Raw genomic sequence first — 24,876 nt, 5'->3', positions numbered from 1 at the left:
TCATGGCTGGGGACTTGTAACGGCGGAGCCGCTTCCAGCGTGCTGGCGCGCCATTTCGCGTGGCGAACAACCGAAGGCGCGCTTGAACATGGTCGTGAAGGCGGCCGGGTTCTTATAGCCAAGGTCAATCGCGATCGTCGTCACCGGCACGCCGGCGACAAGCCGCGGAAGCGCGGCATGCAGACAGGCCTGCTCGCGCCATTTGACGAAGCTCAGCCCCGTCTCCAGGCGAAACATGCGGGTAAATGCGCGGCGGCTCATGCGCATGTGGCTGGCCCATAGATCGATCGTATCATGCGTTGCCGGCCGCCTGAGGAAATCCTGGCATTTCTGAGCCAAAGTCCTGTTGCGCGGGATCGGCAGGGACAAGGGCAACGGCCTCAATCTTGCCAGTTCGTGCAGAAGCAATGCCATCAAGGCACCGGCCCGATCATTGACGTCGTAATCGACCGGAATATCGACGGCTTCGGCGATGAGCGTGCGCAGCAGGGGCGAGATTTCGACCACCTGACAGTGATCCGGCATCGTCTCGATCGCTTCCGGCTCAATGTAGAGACTACGCATGCTTACCTTTCCGAGCATGCGCACGCTATGGATCACGCCCGGAGGGATCCACATCCCGCGCTCCGGCGGCATGACGAGCGTGCCGTCAGGCGTGGTCACGACCACTACGCCGGAAAAACCATAGAGCAGTTGGGCACGGCGATGCTGGTGCGGTTCGACGCGGTGGCCGTCGCCATATTCATTGCCGAGGGCGATGAGTGGCCGGTCGACATCGATGAATGGATCTATGCGGCTGTTCCTGACCATTCTGGCCCAGTCTCGTAAGAATTACGCCCTGTCGCGGTAGCGGGCAATTTTGTTTTCTAATATCAGCGCAACGGAACATTGAAAAGTGACAGTCATGAGCCAAGCGATGAATCCGCCCCGCGCGGCAACGACGATATATCCGGTCATTATGGTGGCGAGCCTTGGCCACTTCATCAACGACGTCACCCAGGCATTGCTGCCAGCAAGCTATCCAGTGCTCAAGACCGGCTTTGACCTGAGCTTCGCCCAGCTCGGCGTGCTGACATTCGTCTACCAGATCACGGCCTCGATCCTGCAACCCTTCGTCGGCTGGTACACGGATGGACGGCCCCAGCCCTATTCATTGCCGTTCGGCATGATCTGCAGCTGCGCCGGCATGATCACGCTCGGCATGGCGCCCAATTACCCAACACTATTGATGGGCGCAATACTGCTCGGCTTCGGCTCCTCGATCTTCCATCCGGAGGCGTCCCGCATCGCCCGCCTGGCATCAGGCGGAAAGCATGGCTTCGCCCAGTCCCTGTTCCAGGTCGGCGGCAATTTCGGCACCTCACTCGGCCCGCTGCTCGCAGCCTTCTTCATCCTTCCGCACGGCCAGCATGGAATGGCGGCGCTTGCGAGCCTGGCTTTTGCCGGCATTCTTATTCTCGGTGGCCTCGGCCGCTGGTATCAGCTGAATGGCAGCCATCTGCGGGCGCCGGCAAAATCCGGCAAGCCTCATAAGGCGCTGAGCCTATCGCGCGCCCGCGTCGGTCTTGCCATTGCCGTCCTGATCGCGCTGATCTTTTCGAAGTATTTCTATCTGGCAAGCTTTACCAGCTACTACAATTTCTATCTCATGGCCCGGTTCGGCGTGACGGAACGGACGGCTCAGCTCTGCCAGTTCGTGTTCTTCGCCGCGGTCGCCGTCGGCACGATGGTCGGCGGCCCCGTGGGTGACCGCATCGGCCGCAAGAAGGTCATCTGGGGTTCGATCCTCGGCATCCTGCCCTTCACCGTCGTTCTGCCCCATGCCAATCTCGAAACGACGATCATCCTCAGCGCGATCATCGGCACGGTCATTGCGTCGGCCTTTTCCGCGATCGTCGTCTACGCGCAGGAATTGCTACCGGGTCGCGTCGGCATGGTGTCCGGCCTGTTCTTTGGCTTCGCCTTCGGCATGGGCGGCATTGGTGCGGCCGCGCTCGGCGTGCTTGCCGACCACACCAGCATCGAGTTCGTCTTCGAGCTTTGCGCCTTCCTGCCGCTGATCGGACTTTTGACGATCCTGCTGCCGAACGTCGAAGATTAAGGGCAACCTGAAAGGGATAAGGCGCCGAGGTGGGACATCGGCGCTTCGCCCTCTACCTTTCACGAGGCGGAGATTTTCTTCACCCAGCTTCGATGTCATCGCCGCTGCCCATGTCGGCCTGTACCCGCCCAATCTGAAAGATCGCGACGCGCTTTAAACGGGCTCGTCTGCACCGGTCAAAGTTGCGGTACAAAAAGGTCACACCCATGCGGGTTTGCTGTGGGCATCACCATGAAATCGTCGAATGGCCTACAACCGGGTATTGAGCTGACGGGTAGAGTGTCTATTTCCTCGCGCTGCAGATGTGGGTGCAAAGTCGGACCCCAGGATTTTGCGCAGCTCCCGCTTCGCTTCCTGCTTTGCGGATGCCTACACAACCACTCGGAGTTTCAGGCAGACAATGACATTCCCGACGATCAAACTTCCCGAGAGAGCCCTGCGGCTTGCTCAGAACCTTATTTCAATGCCGAAGGCCGTCTATTTCTCGCTGCCGATCCTGATCGGCCTGACCGTTTTCATGGCTGTTTCCGAAGCTCCGGGCATATTGAGGGATTGGACGATCAGCCAAAATCCCGTCAAGCTCGTCAACGGCGATATCCGCGATGGAAAATGCTCGACCCGGAAGGGTTTCTTCACAACCTGCGAGGCGCACCTCAACTACGCCTACAATGGCCAGACCTATGACAGGGATGTCGAGATCATGTTCGTCGACATCCACGCCGGTGACTACGACACGGACCTCGTCATCTCCGGCGACCATCCGGACTTGGCGACCCTCAGCCTCGGGCTGGATATGCTCTGGAACCGAATCATAACGCTTGCCGTCTTCGTCGCACTTCTTGGAGGCGCCTGCATCGCAATGATCTTCCAGATCCTGCGTGTCTGGCGTGCTCGCGGGCAATTGCACCGGGCTGCTCAACTCGCGCCGGTCCCGGTGGAAATCACGACCTTCCAGCGACGAGGCAAGCGGCTGACGGTGACTTATACTGACAAGATCGCCGTCAGAAAAACCGGACGGGCGGCCCATACGAACTTCGAGCCAGGGCAGGAACCTCTGGTTGTCGGCGCAAAGGATGGCAAGCCCGTGGCGCTCGCCGTCTGGCATGGAAATACGGCTCTCCCGGTACTTTTGGACAGCCGACTGGAGCGGATCGACATGGCCGCGCAAGAGCGCGCGAGCATTCTCGCCCCGCTGACGGCAGAGCTTGGCGGCCAGCCGCTGGAGCTCATTGCCCAAGGGAAAAAAGGACCGACCGTCATGGCGCGGCTCGCCAGGGTTTTCCTGGTTATACTTCTCTTCATCGTCGGCATTTTCGGTTACTGGGTCTGGTATGTGACCAGCGCCGAGTCGCAATTCACCTCGCCCGCCATGGACCTCAACAATATGATGCCGGCGCCACTCAACCGCTGGGGCTGCGATCAGTTGAAGAAGCGCTTTGGTGATCAACGCGCGCCCTTCGGCTGCGCCGCCTCGGATTTTACGAGCTGGAAGTGACGTTCGACCAACAGAGATGGACGCGGCCTCCAACGAGTCCGCGTTCACGTGCCATGCCTTAGACCGTTACTCGACGATCTCCGCGACAAGTGGCGATGAGCCACGCAACGGCCGGCGGAAAAGCCCGACGCAGGCAACGCCTACAAGAGCGGCGCCGCCGCCGATGACATGGTAGGCGCGCACGGGCTCGCCGAGCATCACGATGGCGCCGAGCGCGGTGAAGACCGGCAAGAGGTTCATGAAGGCCGCGCAACGATTGGGTCCAAGAATGTGGACGCCGCGCACCCACAGGAACGGAAGAACGACGGAGGCAAGGCCCCCGGCATAGGCAATCAGCGGCAAGGTCTCGGCATTCAGCGAACGCAAGGGCGCAGGCGTTGCAAGGAACGCCGGAAACATGATGACCAGAGCGCAGATCGCCTGCATATAGGTCGATTGCCAGCCGGCGACTGGCAGGCTCCAGCGCTTGAGCAGAACCCCATACACGGCATAGCTCAACGCCGCTATGAACATCAGCGGATCGCCGAGATGCACGCCATTGCGAGCAAGCGCTGCCGGATCGCCGGCACTCACCAGATAGATAAGCCCGGCAAGCGACAGAACGCCGCCGCCGACCATGCCGACGGTCGGCGTATCCTTCAGCACAAAGGCGCTCAAAGCCACCGTAAGCAGCGGCGTCAAGGCCGTGAACACCGCCATGTTCGTCGCCGTGGTCGTTTCCGCCGCCAGATAGGATAGGCTCTGGAAGAAGCACATGGCGAGGAAGCCGAGAATGGCGAATTGCCCGAGATGCGGCCAGATGACGAAGCGGTTTCGCCAGGCGGGGATGGCGACGAAGGTGCTCATCAAAAAGACGGCGAGAAGCAGACGATAGAAGGTGATTGCCTCCGGCCCGATCGTGTGGGCTGACAGTCTGGAGACGATGACGTTTCCGGACCAGAGGATGATGGCGACGAGGGGATAGAGAAATACGAGCTTATTTTTCATGTGCGATAACCATGGACCAATTCGAACGCCCTGACTTATCGCCTTGAAGCCAGTCCGTATCGCTCTATGATGACCATGACTGTAGAGATTAGGACATGCAAAGCGATCCGAGGCGCAAACATCTTGAGTTTCATAATACCCATCGCGCCATGGCGGCTATGGACGTCAACTATCCTGACGGCGCTTCCACCGGCTGGCATTCGCATCCGCGCGGCCAGTTGCTGCATGCGATCGAGGGGGTAATGATCGTGCGGTCGGCAGAAGGGTCGTGGGTGGTGCCGCCGAACCGGGCGCTGTGGCTCGCCGCCGGGCTGGAGCATGACGTGAAGATGTCCGGCGAGGTTAAGATCCGAACCGTTTTCATCGATGCGACAGCAATCCGCCACATGCCGGCGGAAAGCTGCGTGATCGAGGTTTCGCCGCTGCTGCGCGAGCTCATCGTTGCCGCCGTCCAAGTTCCGCTCGACTATGGGGAAGGCAGTCGAGACGATCGTCTCATGCAATTGCTCCTAGATGAAGTACGGGTCTCCGATGTCTTGCCCCTGCATCTTCCCATGCCGGAGGATGAGCGTATCAGACGAATCTGCGAGGCGATCACCGCGCATCCTGCCGATACGTCGACTGCGGGGCGATGGGCCGAACGTTTGAATGTAACGGCCAAGACGGTGCACCGCCTCTTTGCCAGGGAAACGGGCATGAGTTTCGCGCAATGGCGCGAACAGGCACGCCTCCTGTCCGCACTGCGCAAACTGGCAAATGGCGAACGCATCATCGACGTCGCCTTCGACTGCGGTTACGCCAGCCAGAGCGCTTTTACCGCCATGTTCCGCCGGCATTTCGGCAAGCCGCCGTCGGAGTTTTATCGTTAGGTGCGCTTTGCCGGCATCCGAAGAAATACCGGCCCACTGACCTGCTTTAGAGAATCGAAGTCGCAATAGACGAACTGTAGGCTGGAGATCAACACGACAATCGCCATTGTCGCAATTCAGCTGTTGGCGATTTCAATCGCTTCACCTCGCGCGCAATTCCTGACATATATGCGGAGAGGCGACTTGCCGTCGCGGATATGGCGTCATGAACGGGTCAACACCGGAAAAAAGCAAGTTGCGGGCACCTGCGGGCTCTGTTACGGGGCTTTGCTCCGCGTCCGCGACGATGTTTGCAGTGGGAATGGCCTTTCTGGGCTACTGGGGGGTGTATGATCAGGGGCCTTGGCGCATATCCGATTATTTCGTAGTGGCCCTAGCCATCATCGGATTCGCGGCTCTCGGCTCCGTGCCCTGGATCGTAACGACGCCGGTAGCGGAAGAAGAGGCAGAGAAAGTTGTCGGTGCCAGGCGCGCGTTGGCACTTGGGGTTGCCTTAATCTGGCTGTCCGTTTGCATCGCGGTATGCACCTGATCCATTCTGCCGACTTGTACCATAGCTGATTTCAAAACTCCCCGGCAGCAAGGGACACCGGCCTGCTGGGCTATGCGAACACCCATGAAAGGACACGGAGCTTTTATCCTCCCCGCTTCCTCGCTATACATGACATAATCGACGGCCATATGCAGCTGGAGCATTTTTCGATGCAGCGCGAAGCAGTGTGGACGCTGGCTTTGTTTGTTCTCCTTGTGTTTAGCGCCGCAGTCGGTTCGATATTGCGCGCGAGATTACCTGCCCCCCATCGCGGCAACGAGACAATAGACTTCCTCCGGGTCGTCACAGCCCTTCTTGTCACTTTTGCCGCACTCGTCATGAGCTTGCTTCTGGCATCGGAACTGAACGCATTCACAACGGCGTCTCACGATCGCAACCGCTACGCCGCCAGTCTCGCAGAGATGGACCGCTGTCTGAGGAATTACGGCCCGGCATTGGATAATGAGCGACAACTTCTGCGCAGCTATACAACCGCCGTCATTGCCAGCACATGGCCGGGTGAGCCAGTTCCGGCGGGGATGACATATCCCGACATATCAAAATTGCCTTTGACTGGCGAAGCGCCTGCTCTTGGAGCAATTCTCAACGATATGGGTCTCGGCATCGCCCGCGAGCAGCCAACCGATGCCTTGCATCAACTGCTCGTAACCCGTTGCAATCAGCTCTTCAGCGATCTCCTGGCAGCGCGATGGACCGTGATCGAGGACGCGCACGGCTCGCTTTCAACACCGTTTCTCGGCGTCCTGATCTTCTGGCTTATGCTGGTATTCCTAAGCTTTGGTCTTCAAGCTCCCAGAAACCCGCTCGCGGGTTCCATTGTCGCTGTCGCCATCGTCTCGGTGGCGAGCGTCATGTTTGTCATCCTCGATCTTGATCTTCCCTATGGCGGTCTCTTCGGCATTTCGAGCGAATCCATGCGGCATGCGCTCACCGATATGCTGGCACAATAGCAGTCCACAGGGTGGTGTATCCGTTGCCGATCAGGCAGCTGACGCAAAACATCGCCCTGGAACAGCCAAGTTCCGGCAAGCATCTCTCAACCACTCACTCATCAATCGGCCTGGGAATATCGTTCGCAGTCTCGACAACGACAGATGCGAGGCCTGCAAAGCGCCCGTCTGGCATTCTTTCGCTCGGCCTGGAAAACACTCCCTGCGGCAAAGGCGCGCCCCAAGGAATTCCGCACCGGCGATTGAGCCGTCGGCTCAAGGATCGTCGAATGTTTTGAACTGATTCAAACTGGCGGCGCGCGCCAAAAAGCCAGCTTCACACAAGTCATTGTCGCTACCATCCCAGCATCAGCAACGTGCGAGGAACCAATGAGCATCTTTGGTAGCATGAAAACGGCAGTTTCCGGCATGAACGCGCAGGCAAATAAGCTTAGCACCGTGTCGGACAACATCGCGAACGTCAATACAACGGGCTACAAGTCGGCGAGCACCAGCTTTTCGTCGTTGATTCTCCCTTCGGGCGGCGGCAACTATAATTCAGGCAGCGTCGAAACCAACGTCAGCTATTCGGTCTCGCAGCAGGGCGATACGGTCTCCACCTCGTCGAGCAGCGACTTGTCGATTCAGGGCGCCGGCTTCTTCGTCGTGCAGGGCGCCGACGGCAAGACCGTCCTGACCCGCGCAGGCGACTTTACGCCTGACGCAAACGGCAACCTTGTAAACTCCGCTGGCTATACCCTGATGGGTTATTCCTATGCTTCGGGAGCGCCCGCTGTCGTCGTCAACGGCTTCGACGGCCTGGTGCCCATTAACGTCAATCAGAGCGGTCTTGCCAGCTCGCCCTCAACAACGGGTACCTTCACCGGTAACCTCAATTCGAACGCAACGGTCGTTACCGATACAGCGACATTGCCGAGCGCCAATCCGACCTCGGTTACTTCAAATACCCAGAAGAGCTCGGTTGTTGCCTATGACAAACTCGGCAACTCCGTCATGTATGACGTTTACTACACCAAAATTCAGTCCGCCGATTCCACGACGGGCGCGACCGATCAGTGGGAGGTCAGCGTCTATCGCAATGCCGACAAGAGCACGTCAGGCAGCTCCTCGTTCCCTTATTCGTCAGACCCAGTCAATGTTCCCAATCCATCCACATTGACATTCGACGCAAACGGCAACATGACGAGCGGTGGGACATTCACCATCACCGATCCAACAACGGGCGGGTCCATCGCGATGGATCTGAGCGGGATGACGCAGAAGGCCAGCGACTTCAGCTCGACGGGCTCGACCAACGGTCAGGCGGCAAGCCCCGTTACCGGCGTCACCATCGACAAGAACGGCATTGTCTATGCAAACTACAAGACCGGCGACCCCAAGGCGATCTACCAGATCCCGCTCGCGACCGTTGCAAGCCCGGACAAGCTGACGCTCTTGAGCGGCAACGTCTATCAGGCCAATGCCGATTCCGGCGTGACGGTCACCAGCTTCGCCAACAGCAACGGTCTCGGCTATATCCAGTCGAACTCGCTGGAAGCATCGAACGTCGATTTGGCCGGCCAGCTCACCGATATGATCCAGGCACAGAAGAGCTACACGGCGAACTCCAAGGTCTTCCAGACGGGCTCCGACCTGCTGGACGTGCTGGTCAACCTCCAGCGCTGATCTTCCGCCTGCTTAATCAGAAGGGCCCTCCAGGGCCCTTTTCGTCGTACGGTCCGGCGACGAAGCCTGCTGCTCGATCGGCATGATCGGATTTCGACCAGTCGGGGAATTCGATACTCACAACGACAATCACAAGTTCAACCACAGCTTCAGGCAAGCCAGTCGAACTACGCTGCAAGCGTGGGGCGTGAATTTTAGAGAGTGTTAATCTGCCAACGCTTCGGCGAGGCAAGCTTGGTCGGCTTTGAACATGCTGACAGTGCAACGTGGCTACGGAAAGAGTCCTGTTTATGACTTCGATCGTTTCATCCTTGAGCCTCACTCAGATCAGATCTCTTTCAACATCAGCTGTGGCGGCCTGGACCACGGAAGATGTGGCATCACTGTCCACCAAGCAGATCAGCGTTCTCACATCAGCGCAGATCGCGGCGCTGGATACAGAGGATGTGGAAGTTCTTACCTCCCAGCAGTTGAGCGCGATTTCGCAAAGCGCCATTCCGGGGCTCACGCTCGATCAGTTGGCCGCCCTGTCAACATCTGCAATCGAGAGCTTCAGTTCCGTGCAGATCACCGCGATCACGACACAGCAACTCCAGGCCCTGACAATCGAGCAGGCGGAAGCCCTGACGACGTCGCAGGTCCGGGTCTTGAGCTCGTCGCAAATTGCTGCACTCAGCGCCGCGGATCTGGCTACCTTTTCGACAGACGATATGGCCGCGATCAGCAGCAAGGCGATTGCGGGCCTCTCGACCGCTGCAATGGCCATGCTTTCGACCGGCCAGGTCGCGGCATTGAGCACCAGCAGCATTTCCAATCTGACGACGAGCCAGATCGCGGCGCTTAGCACGGCGCAAATTGCTGCCCTGACGACGGCGCAAATCGCCGCTCTCAAGACGACGCAAGTCGCAGCCATGCCCACGAGCGATATAGCGGCCTTTTCAACTGCTCAGATTGCGGCCCTGACGGCCAGTGCGATTGCCAGCCTGAAGACGGCGCAAGTCGCAGCCCTGAGCACCGCGCAAGCCGAAGCTCTCACCTCCAGCGAGGTCAAAGCGCTGGGTTCGGCGCAGCTCTCCGTGCTGTCTACCGGCGGTATCGCCACGTTTTCGACGGATGACATGGCGGCGATTACGGCTGCCGCGGTCGCAGGCCTCTCGACAGCAACCATTTCCTCTCTTGCGACGAACCAAGTTGCCGCCTTGAGCACGGCCGCGATTTCCGGCCTTACAACGGCTCAGATAGCTGCCTTGGGCACGGCGCAGATCGCAGCGATGACAACGGCGCAAATTGCGGCGCTCACCTCAACCCAGGTTGCGGTCATGAGCACGGGCGATGTTAGCGCCCTCTCGGCCTCACAGGTCGCAGCCCTCAGCAAGTCGGCCGTTGCTGGCCTGTCCACCGTCCAGATCACCGCGTTGAGCACGGCGCAGATCGGTGCATTGACGACAAGTCAAATCAATTCGCTCAAGACGACGCAGACCGGAGCCTTGAGCACGAGTGATATCGCAGCGCTTTCAACCGCGCAAATTGCCGCCTTCAGCGTAAGCGGCATCGCCGGGCTGACAACGAGCCAGATCAGCGCGATGACCACAGCGCAGATTGCGGCTCTGACAACGGCACAAGTCGCAGCGCTGACTTCGACCCAGATGTTCGCATTGAGTACGGACGATATCGCCGCACTCTCGACCGCCAGCATCGCGGCAATCACCAGCAAGGCCATATCGGGTCTCGACACGACGGCCATTGCTGCCCTGTCGACAGCACAAGTTGCGGCGCTAAGCGCGGCTGGGATTGCCGGGTTGAGCACCGCCCAGATTGCGATTCTGGGCACGGCAAAAACAAGCGCCCTGACGACGGCACAGGTCGCTGCACTCGGCTCAAGCCAAATTGCCGTGTTGGGCACGGATGTCATTGCGGCGCTTTCGACAGGACAGATCGCAGCTTTGAAAGCAGCCACCGTTACCGGTTTGACGACAGATCAGATCGCCGCGCTAAGTACGCAGCAAGTGGAGGCACTCACCAGTGCTCAAATTGCCGCGCTGAGCTCGAGCCAATTCTCGGCCCTCGGACCGGATGCGATTGCCACCTTCTCGACGACGGAAATTGCGGCCATTACCAGCAAGGCTGTGGCGGGGCTGGGCACAGAGATCATCGCCTCCCTTTCAACCGATCAGATCGCCGCCCTCAGCTCGAGCGCGGTTACCGGTCTGACGACGACCCAGGTCGCCGCACTTTCGAGCACCCAGATCGCGGGCCTTGCGACGCGTGCCATCGCGAGCTTGACAACGAGCCAGATCTCAAGCCTGAGTTCGCAACAGGTCGCGGCCTTGACGGCCACCCAGATCAGCGTGCTGAAAACAGCCCAGATTGCGGCTCTCAGCACGAATGACATCGCAGCCCTTTCAACTGCCCAGATTGCCGCATTGACCACGACCGCGATCACAGGGTTGACGACGGGCCAGATCACCGCGCTCACGACAGCGCAGGTCGAGGCGCTGTCGTCGAGCCAGGTCAAAATACTGAGTTCCACTCAACTTGCCGCCTTGAGTTCCGATGATGTGGCAACGTTCACGACGGACGAAATCGCCGCGCTTTCCAGCAAGGCGATCGGCGGCCTCACAACCAGCGTCATTGCGTCGCTTTCGAGTGCGCAGATCGAGGCCTTGACCACGAGTGCCGTCACCGGTCTGACGACCACTCAGATATCGACGCTGGGTACTGCTCAGCTGGCAAGCCTCACGACCAGCCAGATCGCGGCATTGAGTTCGACGCAAATGGCGGCGCTGACGGCAAACGACATGGCCACCCTCTCGACGGCCGACATCGCGGCTATTGCCAGCAAGGCAATCGCAGGCTTGAGCACCGGCGCCGTCGCTGCTCTCTCGACAACACAGATTGCCGCCCTGGGCACGAGCACGCTCGCGAACTTGACGACCAATCAGATCGCAACCTTGAGCACCGCGCAACTCGCGGCACTCAGCACGACACAGGTCGCGACCCTGACGTCGAGCCAGATCGCAGCCCTCGGCACCGGCACCATTACATCCCTTACCGCCAACCAGATTGCGGCCCTCAGCACATCCGGCATCACGGGTCTGACGACGGATCAAATCGCAGCTTTGAGCACGCAGCAGACGCAGGCGTTGACGACGGCCCAGATTGCCAAACTGAGTTCGACCCAGGTCTCCGCTCTTGGAACCGATGATATCGCGACCTTTACGACCGATGAAATTGCCGCGCTTTCCAGCAAGGCGGTAACAGGCTTGAGCACTGGCGTCATTTCGACCCTTTCGACGCAACAAATCGCTTCTTTGAGTGCCGTCGGCATTGCCGGTTTGACGACGAGCCAGATTGCTGCGCTCAACACGGCGCAGATCACCGCCCTGCCGGCATCGTGGATGACGGCTCTCAGTGCCACGCAAATCGCGGCCTTCGACACCAACGCCATCGCCGCTCTGTCCACGGCACAGGTCGTCGCGATAAGCACGTCGGGGATTAGCGGTTTGACGACCGATCAGGTCAATGCGCTCAGCACCACCCAAGTCGCGACCCTGACAACAAATCAGGTCGCGGCTCTGAAGACCGCTCAGCTATCCGCGCTCGGGACCGATGATGTCGCCGCCCTTTCGGTCGCCGATATCGCCGTGATCAGCTCGACTGCGATGTCGGGACTGTCGACCGATGCGATTGCCGCGCTGACGACCGCTCAGATTGCGGCCTTGAGCACAGCAGGAATTGCGGGTCTCAGCACCACGCAGATCAGCGCCTTGAGCTCCGGTCAGGTCGATGCGCTGCTCACCAATCAGATCGCGGCTCTCAGCCAATCGCAACTTGCGATCATGGATGCGGATATCGTCGCCTCCCTCTCCACCGCACAAATCGCTGCATTCAGCACCTCCGGGATAATAGGCCTGACAACAGGGCAGATGGCCGCGCTTAGCACGGCACAGGTAGAGGCGCTGACCACCGCGCAGGTCAAGGTACTCAGCTCCGTCCAGCTCGGCGCCTTGAGTACCGATGATATAGCAACCTTCTCGACCGCCGACATCGCCGCGATTTCGAACAAGGCAGTGTCGGGTCTCAGCTCGTCCGTCATTGGTTCATTGTCCACGGAACAGATCGCAGCGCTCAGCACGACCACCGTCGTAGGCCTGACGACCGATCAGGTCGCTGCTTTGAGCACGGCACAGGTGGCCGCCTTGGCTACGACGCGAATCGCGGCGCTGAGTTCGGCGCAAGTGGGAGCGCTCGGCACAGGAGGGATCGCTTCACTTACGACTGTCCAGATCACTGCGCTCAGCACTGCCGGAATTTCCGGACTGAGCACCGACCAGGTCAACGTCCTGAGCAGTGCGCAGCTTGCCGCCTTGATCACGACGCAGATCGCCGCGCTCAGTTCGGCCCAGCTTGGCGTCCTCGGTTCGAGCGACGTCGCGGCCCTCTCGACCGCGGATATTGCCGCCATCGGTTCGAGTGCCATTTCCGGCTTGTCCACGGCAGCCTTGGCGGCCTTCTCGACGGCGCAGATCGCCGCGCTCAGCCCGACCGGCATCCTTGGCATGACCACTGACCAGATCAGTGCCCTCAACAGCAGCCAGGTAGATGTGCTATCGACCAAGCAAATCGCAACCCTGAGCTCGGCGCAGGTCGGAATTTTGGACCCCACCATCGTCGCGACACTTTCGACTGCGCAGATTGCAGCCCTCGGCGGCTCGGCCATCGCAGGCCTGACCACCGCACAGATCTCTGCCTTCAACACCAGCCAGACGGAGGCGCTTACATCAGCCCAAGTCGCGGCTCTGAGTTCCAAACAGATCAGCAGCCTGAGTGCTGCCGATATCGCTACTTTCTCGACCAAAGATATTTCCGCCATCGGCGCAGCCGCCATCTCCGGCTTGTCGACAGATGCCATCGCCGCCATGTCGACAGCCCAGATTGCGGCTCTCAGCACATCGGGCATTGCGGGGCTGACCACCCAGCAGACTGCCACTTTGAGCACCGGGCAGCTCCAGGCTCTGACGACGGCACAAAGTGCAGTGCTCAGTTCTGCGCAGCTTTCCGTATTGACGACGAATGACATAGCTGCTCTGTCGACCAAGAACATCGCAGCCATCACTTCCGCCGCCATATCGGGTCTTTCCACGACAGCAGTCGCCGCTTTGTCGACGAGCCAAGTGGCGGCCCTGAGCACCTCGGGCATTACCGGCCTCACCACGAAACAGATCGCCGCGCTCGGCACCATCCAGGCCGAAGCATTGACGACAGCGCAGGTCGCGGCCTTGAACTCGACCCAGCTTTCCGCGCTAACGACAGACGATATAGCGGTGTTTTCGACGCAGGACATTGCGGCCATTGGCTCGAACGCCATATCTGGCCTGTCCACGGGTGCGATAGCGGCACTGACGACAAACCAGGTCGCAGCCCTCAGCACGCTGGGGATCGGCGGTTTGTCGACCAAACAGATCGCGGCCTTGAATACCGCCCAGATCCATGCCCTGAGCAGCAAGCAGATAGCTGCGCTGAGTTCCGCACAGGTTTCCGCCTTGAGCACAGCGGACATAGCCTCGCTTTCGACCGCCCAGATCGCAGCCCTCAGCTCGTCCGGCACAGCCGGACTGACGAGCCTGCAGATCGTCGCCCTGAGCACGGGTCAGGTGCAAGCTCTGACGACGACCCAGATCAATATTCTTGGCTCCAAGCAGGTATCCGCGCTGACAACAGCCGACATGGCAGCAATGTCGACAGCGCAGATCGCCGCTTTGAGCAGTCTCGGCATTGCGGGGCTGACGAGCGTTCAGATCGCAGTCTTGAACACTGCCCAGGCCGAAGCCCTAACCTCGGCCCAGGTCGCCGCTCTCAGTTCGAGCCAGATTGCGACACTGGATGCGGCAAATCTGCAGACATTCTCGACGGCCGATATTGCGGCTATCAGTTCAAGCGCCATTTCCGGCCTGTCGACGGCCACTGTCGCTGCCTTCTCGACAGATCAGATCACGGCAATCAGCACCGCCGGCATCGCGGGCCTCACCACCCTACAGATTTCCGCTCTCAGCGCCAACCAGGTCGGGGCGCTCACGACAGCCCAGATCAGCACTCTTGGCTCCAAGCAGATCTCGGCGCTGACAACAGCTGATATTGCAGCCATGTCGACCGCGCAAATCGCCGCGCTGAGCACAGCCGGGATACCTGGCCTGACAACGGCACAGCTGACAGCGCTCAGCGTCGACCAGGCGGAGGCCCTGACGACGGCACAGATCGGCGTATTGAGCTCGACCCAGGTTGCAGCTTTGAGCGCGAATGATCTGGACGCTTTTTCTACCGCCGATATCGCGGCCATCAGTTCGGGCGCGATACAAGGCCTGTCGACGGCAACGATCGCCGGATTCTCGACGGATCAGGTCGCAGCGCTCAGCGCATCGGGCATTGCAGGCCTGACAACATCGCAGATAGCGGCTCTGAGCACCGGGCAATTGGAGGCCTTGACCACGGCTCAGGTTGCGGCGCTCAATTCCAAACAGATTGCGGTACTCGGCACGAGCGGCATCGAAGCCCTCTCCACCAATCAGATCGCAGCGCTGAGCACCAGCGGGATTGCCGGACTTACAACCGATCAGATTGCGGTACTCAGCACGGATCAGGCTGAAGCCTTGACGCCGACCCAGGTTGGAGCGTTCACCTCGAAGCAGATCACCACCTTCGGGACAGACGATCTCGCGACCTTCTCGACCGCGGACATGGCAGCCATCGGTTCGCTCGCGATGTCCGCCCTGTCAACCGCCGCAATCGCAGCCTTGTCGACAGAACAGATCGCCGCCTTGAGCACGGCCGGCATCGCGGGCCTCACCACCAGCCAGATGGCTGCTCTCAGCACGGACCAGGCCGAAGCCCTGACACCGACCCAGGTCGGAGCACTCAGCTCCGCGCAGATTGCCGCTCTCGGAACTGACGATCTTCAGACCTTCTCGAGTGCGGACATCGCGGCAATCAGTTCAAACGGCATCTCTGGTCTGACGACTGCCATTGTCGCAGCACTATCAACGGCCCAGATTACGTCTTTGGGTACGGGCGGCATCGCCGGATTGACGACGGCGCAGATTGCCGTGCTCAGCACCGATCAAATCGAGGCTTTGACGGCGGCGCAAGTCGCAGTACTTGGCTCAAAGCAGATCGCGGTCCTGAGCACCGCCGATATCGCCGCTTTATCGACAAGCCAGGTCGCCGCCTTGAGCACGGCGGGCGTGGCCGGCTTGAGCAGTACCCAAGTCTCCGCCATGAGCGCCGATCAGATCGCGGCATTTTCGGCGGCCCAGATTGCCGCCCTGAGTTCCGCCGGTATCGCGGGCCTCAGCTCAGCCGATCTGGCAACCTTCTCCACTTCCGATATCGCAGCGATCAGTTCCAGCTCGGTTCAGGGCCTGTCGACCGACTTTATCGCCTCCCTCTCCACCGCTCAGATCGCGGCACTCGGCACGGGCAGCATTGCCGGCCTGAGCAGTACCCAGGTCGGCGTGCTCAGCATCGAACAGTTCGAAGCGCTTTCGACGACCCAGATCGCAGCGTTGAGTTCAGCCGGTCTGGCGGGACTGACCACGGCGGATCTGGCAACCATTTCCACCGCCGAGTTGTCCGTGATCAACTCGGATGCGATCCAGGGACTGTCTACGGCGGTCGTCGCAGCCCTCAGCAGCGACCAGATCGCTGTCCTGACGACCTCTCAGATCGCTTCATTGAGCTACGGCCAGATCGCGGCAATGAGCACGGGCCAGATCGCCGCTCTTTCAACGTCGCAGATCGGGGCCTTGAACGCCCTTCAGGTCGCGGCCCTGGATACGGACGATATTTCGGTCTTTACGACCGATGATATCGCCGCATTGAACTCGGGGGCGGTCGCCGGATTGACCACGCGGGTCATCGCGGCGCTGACGACGGGGCAGGCCGAGGCTCTCGCACCATCCCAGGTCAGCGGGCTGACCTCGGCGCAGGTCGCTGCCCTGACGACCCAGGAGCTCTCGACCTTCTCGACCAAGGATATCGCGGCTTTTAGCTCGAATGGCATAGCGGGCCTGTCCACGCAGGATATTGCGAGCCTTTCCAGCACGCAGTTGCTCGCGTTGATGCGTTCGCAGATGGCATATCTGAACTCGGATCAAATCGCGGCGGTCATCTCGAGCTATGTGACGTGAACCGGCACAAAGGCTTTGCGACGGCAATAGGCGAGATCGAGAGCCAGGGCGCGGAAGGCGAACCCTGAAGCTCGCGATATGCCCCGGCATTGCTGGATCGAATCACGCGACAGAGCGCCTGGCGGCGGGCGATTTCAGAAGCTGCCTGGGCCATAGCGAGCAGCATCCGCGGCGTATGACTGGCTCTCATGGTCTTGGACACCCGCACGGTCGTTTGCAATTCGCTTTGGCGCGTTCGAAAGCTGTTGATTGCTAGCGCGCAACCGCCGATTCCCGCGGCAGGCTGATGACATGCCGACAGCAACCAAGCACAGTCGAGGCATCGGCAGCCATTATGGAAATGGCTGCCTTGCCTGCCGCCAGTTTATGGAATGCCCATGGTCACCAATGATGCTTCAGTCACCAGTCCGGTCATGCCGCTTGCCGGTATCCTGGACCTGGCGCGTTCGCAGCGCCTCTCCTTCAACGACCTGTTCCAATTTGCCGAAACGCGGAGTGCCGCCGGGCTGAAGCTGGAGGCGGCGGAGGCTTACAAGGTCTGGATTGCGTTCAACGATGGCCATCCTTACCTGCATCTCGTTTACTTCAACTATTCGGTCACGCTGCGGCAGCTCGGCGACATAGCAGGCTCCATTCAGGCGCTGCGCGCCTGCTTGAAGCTCGATCCGCAATTCGGCCCCGCACACATCAATCTCGGACGGGCATTGGAAGATAGCGGCGTTGCGGCGCAAGCCATCGTGCAATGGCGAAGCTTCGTCGAGATGACGGCTGAAAGCACTCCCGACAAGCTCGCACATCGCCTCATGGCGCTTCAGCATATTGGCCGCGTCATGGAAAATGCGGGTCTTTTGGATGATGCCGAAGCGGCGCTTTGGCAGGCTATCGAACTACGACCCGACAAGAGCGAGGCCGGGCAGCATTGGAGCGCCTTGCGGCAGCGTCAATGCAAATGGCCCGTTCTTGCGTCATCCGACCACGTCTCCACCCGTCAGCTCCTCGATTCCATGTCGCCGCTGACGCTTGCCTGCTATTCCGACGATCCCCTGTTTCAGCTCGCAAGAGCCTATCAATACAACAAATCCTTTGTCGGTCGGCCCGACATAAGCGGATTTCCTCGCAAGATGCCGCGCAAAAAATCCGGAACCGCTCAGCGGCTTCGCATCGGCTACGTATCGTCGGATCTGCGCGATCACGCGGTCGGCTTCGCACTCAGGGAAGTGCTGGAGCTACACGACAAGCAAAGCGTCGAGATCTACGCCTATTACTGCGGCGAGCCAGTGGAGCAAGACGCCACGCAAACACGCATGAAAGCCGTCGTCGACTGCTGGCGCGATATCGCTACGCTCAGTGATCAGGATGCGGCACGGCAGATCGCAGACGATGACATCGATATCCTCATCGACGTCAATGGCTATACCAAGCATGCACGAACGAAGATCTTTGCATATCGACCGGCCCCCGTCATCGTCAATTTCTGCGGCTATCCGGGCACGATGGGCAGTCCTTTTCATCACTATATCATCGCGGACGAACACGTCATTCCCCCGGAAAATGAGATCTTCTATTCGGAAAAGGTCCGGAGGATCCCTTGTACCCAGCCTATTGACCGCAAGAGAGCGATCGCCGAAAAGCCGACACGCCCCGAAACGGGCTTGCCGGAAGGCACCTTCGTCTTCGCCTGCTTCAACGGTATGCAGAAGATCACGAGGGAGACGTTTGCGCAGTGGATGGAAATTCTCGCGTCGACATCCGACAGCGTATTATGGCTGCTGAGCGGCAGTGACGATGTCGATGCACGTCTGCGCCAGATCGCGGCAAAAGCTGGTGTCGCACCTGAACGTCTCATCTTTGCACCCAAGGCACCAAACGCCAAACACCTTGCCAGGATTGGCCTTGCCGATCTTTTCCTCGACACATTTCCCTATGGAGCACATTCGACCGCAGCCGATGCCCTGACCATGGGCTTGCCTGTCCTCACCATTCCAGGCAAGAGCTTTGCAGCACGCTTCTGCCATAGCATCGTTGCAGCTGCCGGCGCGACGCAGCTGATTTGCTCCGATCCGCAAGACTACATTGAAAAGGCCATCGGATTTGCAAAGGATCCGACAAGCCTGAAGAGAATAAGAGCGTCCATGCAGGAACAACGAGACACAAGCGTGCTACGCGACATTCCGGCCCTCGTTCAGCGCCTGGAGACGCTGTTCTGGCAAATGCAACGGGAAGCGGAGCAAGGAAACACTCCTCAGCCGGACTTGCGCAACCTCGATGTCTACTATGAGATTGGCGTTGGATTGGTGCAAGACAACATCGCCTTTTGCGACGATAGCACTTACAGGCGCGAATACGGAAAGCGGCTGGCCGAATGGCACGATTATTCCCCATTGCAGCGAGACGGCCGCCTCTGGCCCAATGGCACGGTAATCTAGGCATTCCTCGCGCGTAAATTTCAGGATCAGATCGAGCGAGAAGAATTTGGCGGATATAGCGGTCGGATAGACCGGATTCCCATAATTCTTAACGGCTTGCCTTACGCGCGGTCAGCCGCTTTCCGGTTTATGAAACTCAGGGCGAGCACGGCGAAGATCAGTGTTCCCGTGCCGACTTGCTGCCAATAGAAATTCAGATCGGTCAGTAACAGCCCATTGGCCACGATACTGAGCAGCAGCACACCCAGCACGGTGCCGGCGACGTTCGGGCGCCCGAGCGGGCTGAGCGTCGTGCCGATGAAAGTTGCGCCAATGGCATTCAGCAGAAATGCATTGCCGGAAGACGGGATATAGACGGTGACGGTCGCAGTCAGAATGAGACCAGCGACGGCTGCGATCAACCCGACCAGTACGAAGGTGGCCGCTATATAGGCGGGAGCCGCGATGCCGGAATAGCGTACGACGCCAGGCTGGATGCCGATTGACAGGATGATGCGGCCGAAGCGCGTGCGGGCAAAAATAACCGCAGCGACCGCGATGAGGACGATGGCGATTGCGAGCGGCACAGGGAAACCCGCGATCGTGCCGTGGCCAAGAAAACGGAAAGCCTCCGGCACGCCGTTCGGCGGCAGATAGACGGGATTGCCGCCATTGGTCAGCAGTTGCTGGATGCTGCGGCCGATGAACAGCGTGCCGAGCGTCGCAAGAAACGGGGATACGCCGATCCCTGAGATCAACAGCGCATTGAAAGCGCCGACGAGCGCCCCGGCTCCCAATCCGGCAAACGCCGCAAGTGCCACCGGCTGTCCGGCAAGGACGAGCGATACGAAGGCAAAGCTTGCGAAATCCATTGCCGTCCCCACTGAAAGATCGATGCCGCCAGACCCAACAGCGAAGGTCATGGCGATGGAAACGATGGCAAGCAGCGTGAAATTGTTGACCAGGATGCTCTGCAGGTTGGCAAGGGTCAGGAATGTCGGTGTGATGAGGGAAAAGGCGGCAAAGACCGCAACCAGGGCAAGGATCAGCCCGTAGCGCACGAGGTGGCCCGCAATCAGGCGCGGCAAGCCAGCCGTGGCGTGTGCAGAAGTATGGAGTGACATGTTCAGGCCTCCTGCTGGCGCAACAGGGTGGTCGCGGAGACCACGATGAGAATGAGCAGGCCCTGAACGCCGCTGACCAGCGTGCTCGAAATATTGAGCAGCTGAAAGCCATTGGTGAGGAAGCCGACCAGCAGAGCTGAAAGCAACGTTCCTGTCACAGTCGGAACCAGCCGGCGTGAAAAGACCGAGCCGAGCAAAGCGGTGACAACAACAGGCAACAGCATCTCGCCGGAACCCGTCGTGCTGCCGCTCAGGTAGGAAACCGAGAGGATACCGGCGATGCCGCCAGATAGGCCGCTGGCGACGAAGGCACCGGCAAGCAGGCGACGAAGCGGCAAGCCGGCGGCGCGCGCGGCATCCGGAAACTCGCCGACGGCATAAAGGCGCAGACCAAGCGGCGTATATTGCACGATCGCCGTTGCAATTGCCGTGAAGCCAATAAGCACATAGGCAAGGATCGGCATGCCGAAGGCGTCCGAAGCAGAAAGCGCCGAGAGGAAAGGCGTGGAAGCTGGAAGGACTGTATTCCCCGTCAGCACCAGTTCCAGGCCAGCAACGACGTTCATGACGGCAAGCGTGGCGAGCAGCGGCACGATACCGGCATAGACGACGGCGATGGCATTGACCGCGCCGATCAGCGTACCCGTCAGGATCGATGCCATGATCGCCGTGACGTCACCAAAGCCAAGTTGCGTCAGGCTGGCATAGACGGCTGCGCTGAGGCCCATATTGGCGGCGAGCGACAGGTCGATGCCGCCGGTGATGACATTCGAGCCGCCGGCGACCAGGACGATCGTCAGTCCAATCGCCAGCACGCCGGAAATGGCTGATTGGCCGAGCACATTGCCGATATTGCCGATGCTGAGGAAATAAGGCGCTGTCAGCGAAAAGACGATCAGAATGGCCGCAAAGGCGATCAGCGACCCGAAGCGCAATGCCGCGGCTGCGACACTGCCGGTCGGCCGGGCAGGTCCTTCTGCGGTCGAAAATCCGGAAGGCGCGAATTCTACTTCAGCCGACATGGCGCTGCCCTTCCGACGATCCGGTGGCTTCAGCGAGCACAGCATCCGCCGTCGTCTCCGACGATATGAATTCCCGGACCACCCGGCCACGGAAGAGCACAAGGATGCGATCCGTGATACCTAAGAGTTCGGGCAGGTCCGAAGACAGGACCATGATACCGGCGCCCCGCGCCGCAAGTTCGCCGATCAGCGTATAGATCTCGACCTTGGAGCCGATGTCGACGCCGACCGTCGGCTCGTCGAGGAGGTAGACCTCGGAATGGCGACTGAGCCATTTGGCAATCGCCACCTTCTGCTGATTGCCGCCTGAAAGCGTGCGCAGCAAGGCATTACGCCCGCTGGTCTTCACCTGCAGCCGTTCAATCAGAGCATCGATTTCGTGCCTTTCGCCCTTGCGGTCGAGAAAGCCGAGGCGCGTGAAGCGATCGAGGCTGGAAAGACTGATATTTTCCGCAACGCTGAGGTCGAGCGCGACGCCGTGGCGGCGCCTATCTTCGGGCACCAGGGCGATCCTGTGGTCTGTCGCGTGGCTGGGATTGCCGAAACGGGTGGCCTTGCCGCTGATTTCGATACGACCGGAGGCCGGCCTATCCAGACCGAAGAGGGCGCGGACCAGCTCCTTTGCCCCGGAACCGAGCAGACCGGTGAGGCCCAGCACCTCGCCGCGGCGAAGCGTGAAGCTGACATCCTCGTATTTTCCGGGCGCCGAAAGCTGTTCGACCTTGAGGATTTCGTCGCCAGGTGCGACCACCGGCTTCGGAAACATGTCCTTGATGTCGCGCTCGACCATCAGGCGCGCGATCGCTGCCGCCGATGTATCCCGGATCGGCACCGAAGCAACGTCCAGCCCGTTGCGCAGCACCGTGACGTGGTCGCAGAGTTCCTCGATTTCGTTCAGGTAATGCGAGATGTAGATGATGGTCACGCCTTCATCGCGCAGGCGGCGGATCAGGCGGAAGAGGATATTGGCCTCGCGACGCACCAATGCCGCCGTCGGCTCGTCGAAGACAAGCACCTTAGGCTGGTTGAGAAGCGCGCGGGTGATCTGCACGATCTGCTTTTCGGCCGTCGACAATTCGCTGACCAGCGCGCTATTCGGCAACCGGACGCCGAAATAATCGTTGAGGATATCGGATGCACGGCGCTGCATCAGCCGACGATCGAGAAATGGCGTGCCTGGTATGCGCGGCTCCCGGCCGAGAAACAGGGCTTCGCCGACCGTAAAAGTCGGCACGAGCAGGCGATCCTGATGAATGAAATGAATACCGAGCTCTTCTGCGAGATGCGGGGTCAGCCTGTCGAAAGCTTGCCCCTCGATCTCGATCCGCCCGTCATCCGGCTGGTGAAGACCGGCAAGCAGCTTGATCAGTGTCGATTTGCCTGCGCCGTTCTGGCCGACGAGACCATGGATGGTTCCACGCCTGACGCTCAGTGACGCACCCGCCAGCGCCTGCGCTCCGCCGAAGCGCTTAACGATGCCTTCGAAGCGGACGATGTCGTCTTTTGCCGTCACGGGCTGTTTGAAAGAAATAGCGCTCATCTCGGTCTCCAGCGGACGTATTCCGGGCGATCCAGCCATGGCAGCATCGCCCGGCGCGGACTATCAGCCAATACCGAGCTTCTTGGTGACCTCGCCGACATTGGCCTTGTTGGCCAGAAGTGCTGGAACGTAAGTCTCGCGAGGCAGCGTCTGACCGGCAAGAAGCTTCGCGACATTGCGGATGGCGGTTCGGCCGATTTCTGCCGGCTGTTGAGCGACATCGGCGCCGGCAGGCGATTTCGGATCGGCGATGAGCTGCAGCACTTCAGGGCTGCCATCGACGCCATAGGTGCGGATTTCGGTACGGCCGGCAGCGGCGAGCGCCTGGGTCGCGCCGAGCTGCGGGATATCCCACGCCGACCAGATGGCTTTGATCGACCCCTTTTCCGGATATTTGTTCAGAATCGCGGTGATCTGGGTGAAAGCGTCCTGTACGGTGTTCGGGATGACGTCGCGCAATTCCGGCTGGAGGATCTTCACCTTCGGGAAATATTTGACGACATTGACCAGCTGGTCGTAGCGGATCGCGCAGGGCGTCACGCCATAAAAGCCGTTGAAGACGACGATATTGCCTTCGCCGCCGATATCGGAGACGAGCTGTAGCGCCAGGTCCTTGCCGATGCCCCAGTTGTCGGAGGTTGTGTTGTTGATCGAATTAGTCGAGCCGACGTCGACGGTCAGAACCGGAATGCCGGCGTCGCGCGCCTTCTTCAGCCAGGGATCAATGACGCTCAGCGTGCCGAGGATCTGAATGATGGCATCCGGCTTCTGGGCAATCAGCGTCTGCAACTGCGAGACCAGCTTGCCGTCATTGCGCCCTGCGTCCACGGCGATCGGCTCGCCGCCGAGGCGTTTCACCTCCTCGATCTGGGCATTATAGGCCTGCAGGTCGAAGAAGTGGTCGGTTCCGGTCGCGCTGATGGCGATGCGCTTACCCTTCAGGGACAGCTCTTCCTCGGCTGCGAAGGCGGACTTTTGCCCGATCAACGAAGCGCCGGCAACGGCAACTCCAGCCGCTGCGGATAATTTCAGTAGTTCCCGTCTTCCCAGACCGCCTTCGGACTTGTCGATGCGCATTGCCACTCTCTCCAATTTGACTTTAGTCTATAAATTAAGTGGACTAACGAGAAAGAGGAGAAATGAATTTCCAAAAAAGAGGATCGCGAGGGAAAAGAGTGGACAGAGCGGGCGCTCGTCCCTGGCTGCGGTTTTCAAAGGCGATCAGCCCATAGAGACCATCTTGGCTTGCAGGGTCGGAAGCGTTGGGTCGAGCTCAAGTCCGCACCCTGAGCGCTCGCTCCGTCCTGTCTGCAATCTGGGTTACGGCATAGGCTATCACCATGTAGATCACGACCGCGACCAGGAAGGCCTCGAGATAGTAGAAGTTCAGCGCGGCGGTCAGCTGCGACTGCGCGAAGATATCGACCACCTCGATGGCGAACCCCAGGGAAAGCGCCTTCATGATGACCATGAAGGAATTGGCAAGATCCGGTATCGCCGCGACGATGACCTGTGGAAGCATGACCCGGCGGAAGAGCTGGCTCTTCTTGTAGCCGAGCGAATACGCTGCGTCGGCCTGGCCGGTGTCGAAAGAGTTCAGCGCGCCTTTGACGACTTCCGCCTGGAAGGCAGCGACGCAGGCCGTCAGGGCGACGATGAGCGTGACCCAGTTTGGCGTCGAATGGCCGTTATAGTCCACGCCAACCAGCGATGTCAGGAATTGCAGGGTCGAGGGAAGGCCATAGTAAGCGAGGAAGATCACCACGACCATCGGCACACCCTTGAACGCGACCTTGTAGGCGACGACAAGCTGGCGCAGGACAGGAATCCGCCGATATTCGACCATGGCGAACAGGCTGCCGATGATCGTCGAGAAGACGAAGATCGCAAGCGCCATCGCAAGCGTGAGGGGTACTGCACCCAATATGTCCCAAAGATCGGGGAGAAGAACGTCGATATCGAACATGCAGGAACTCCCTCGA

General features: G+C 59.9%; 15 protein-coding genes. 8 read left to right on the top strand and 7 right to left on the bottom strand.

Annotated elements, in window-relative coordinates:
- Entirely contained in the window at positions 1 to 810 is an 810-nt protein-coding gene (locus PH558_RS20970; protein ID WP_095438727.1) for an AraC family transcriptional regulator, read from the bottom strand.
- A 94-nt stretch (positions 811 to 904) separates the two neighbouring features.
- On the opposite strand from PH558_RS20970, the gene PH558_RS20965 reads away from it, so the two are divergent.
- A complete protein-coding gene (locus tag PH558_RS20965) occupies positions 905 to 2,101 on the top strand; it encodes an MFS transporter (protein WP_483314171.1) in 1,197 nt (398 codons plus the stop codon).
- Between the two features lie 400 nt (positions 2,102 to 2,501).
- On the top strand, positions 2,502 to 3,596 hold the full coding sequence (locus tag PH558_RS20960; RefSeq protein WP_285206273.1) for a hypothetical protein: 1,095 nt from the start codon (positions 2,502 to 2,504) through the stop codon (positions 3,594 to 3,596).
- 66 nt (positions 3,597 to 3,662) lie between these two features.
- Here PH558_RS20960 and PH558_RS20955 read toward each other — a convergent pair whose 3' ends face one another.
- The gene (locus PH558_RS20955) at positions 3,663 to 4,583 is read right to left on the bottom strand and encodes a DMT family transporter (protein ID WP_285206271.1); all 921 of its coding nucleotides are present in this window, start codon (positions 4,581 to 4,583) and stop codon (positions 3,663 to 3,665) included.
- Positions 4,584 to 4,678: 95 nt separating this feature from the next.
- On the opposite strand from PH558_RS20955, the gene PH558_RS20950 reads away from it, so the two are divergent.
- The 6 genes from PH558_RS20950 to PH558_RS20925 all read left to right on the top strand — a co-directional run bounded on the left by PH558_RS20950 (position 4,679) and on the right by PH558_RS20925 (position 19,229).
- A complete protein-coding gene (locus tag PH558_RS20950) occupies positions 4,679 to 5,452 on the top strand; it encodes an AraC family transcriptional regulator (protein WP_285206270.1) in 774 nt (257 codons plus the stop codon).
- A 205-nt stretch (positions 5,453 to 5,657) separates the two neighbouring features.
- Complete coding sequence (locus tag PH558_RS20945; protein ID WP_095438722.1) at positions 5,658 to 5,984, top strand: hypothetical protein; 327 nt, start codon at positions 5,658 to 5,660, stop codon at positions 5,982 to 5,984.
- Positions 5,985 to 6,133: 149 nt separating this feature from the next.
- Positions 6,134 to 6,955, top strand: coding sequence for a bestrophin-like domain (locus tag PH558_RS20940; RefSeq protein WP_244575455.1), 822 nt, complete (start codon positions 6,134 to 6,136; stop codon positions 6,953 to 6,955).
- Between the two features lie 369 nt (positions 6,956 to 7,324).
- Positions 7,325 to 8,620, top strand: coding sequence for a flagellar hook protein FlgE (locus PH558_RS20935; RefSeq protein WP_113353417.1), 1,296 nt, complete (start codon positions 7,325 to 7,327; stop codon positions 8,618 to 8,620).
- A gap of 290 nt (positions 8,621 to 8,910) precedes the next feature.
- Complete coding sequence (locus PH558_RS20930) at positions 8,911 to 16,803, top strand: beta strand repeat-containing protein (RefSeq protein WP_285206269.1); 7,893 nt, start codon at positions 8,911 to 8,913, stop codon at positions 16,801 to 16,803.
- A gap of 377 nt (positions 16,804 to 17,180) precedes the next feature.
- The gene (locus PH558_RS20925) at positions 17,181 to 19,229 is read left to right on the top strand and encodes an O-linked N-acetylglucosamine transferase, SPINDLY family protein (RefSeq protein WP_285206268.1); all 2,049 of its coding nucleotides are present in this window, start codon (positions 17,181 to 17,183) and stop codon (positions 19,227 to 19,229) included.
- Between the two features lie 101 nt (positions 19,230 to 19,330).
- Here PH558_RS20925 and PH558_RS20920 read toward each other — a convergent pair whose 3' ends face one another.
- The 5 genes from PH558_RS20920 to PH558_RS20900 all read right to left on the bottom strand — a co-directional run bounded on the left by PH558_RS20920 (position 19,331) and on the right by PH558_RS20900 (position 24,860).
- Entirely contained in the window at positions 19,331 to 20,332 is a 1,002-nt protein-coding gene (locus tag PH558_RS20920) for an ABC transporter permease (protein WP_285206267.1), read from the bottom strand.
- A 2-nt stretch (positions 20,333 to 20,334) separates the two neighbouring features.
- Complete coding sequence (locus tag PH558_RS20915) at positions 20,335 to 21,354, bottom strand: ABC transporter permease (protein ID WP_285206266.1); 1,020 nt, start codon at positions 21,352 to 21,354, stop codon at positions 20,335 to 20,337.
- Positions 21,344 to 22,894 carry a sugar ABC transporter ATP-binding protein gene (locus tag PH558_RS20910; protein ID WP_285206265.1) on the bottom strand — a complete coding sequence of 517 codons (1,551 nt, stop codon included), beginning with the start codon at positions 22,892 to 22,894 and terminating at the stop codon, positions 21,344 to 21,346. Before PH558_RS20910 ends, PH558_RS20915 begins: the two co-directional genes overlap by 11 nt.
- 63 nt (positions 22,895 to 22,957) lie before the next feature.
- Positions 22,958 to 23,971, bottom strand: a complete 1,014-nt coding sequence (locus PH558_RS20905) for a sugar ABC transporter substrate-binding protein (protein WP_285206264.1) — start codon at positions 23,969 to 23,971, stop codon at positions 22,958 to 22,960.
- A gap of 196 nt (positions 23,972 to 24,167) precedes the next feature.
- Entirely contained in the window at positions 24,168 to 24,860 is a 693-nt protein-coding gene (locus tag PH558_RS20900) for an amino acid ABC transporter permease (protein ID WP_285206263.1), read from the bottom strand.
- Positions 24,861 to 24,876: the final 16 nt, after the last annotated feature.

The organism is Rhizobium pantanalense (assembly GCF_030182525.1).
Taxonomy (GTDB): Bacteria; Pseudomonadota; Alphaproteobacteria; order Rhizobiales; family Rhizobiaceae; genus Rhizobium.
The sequence above is the reverse complement of the archived record's forward strand: the minus strand, read 5'-3'. Positions and strand labels throughout refer to the sequence as shown.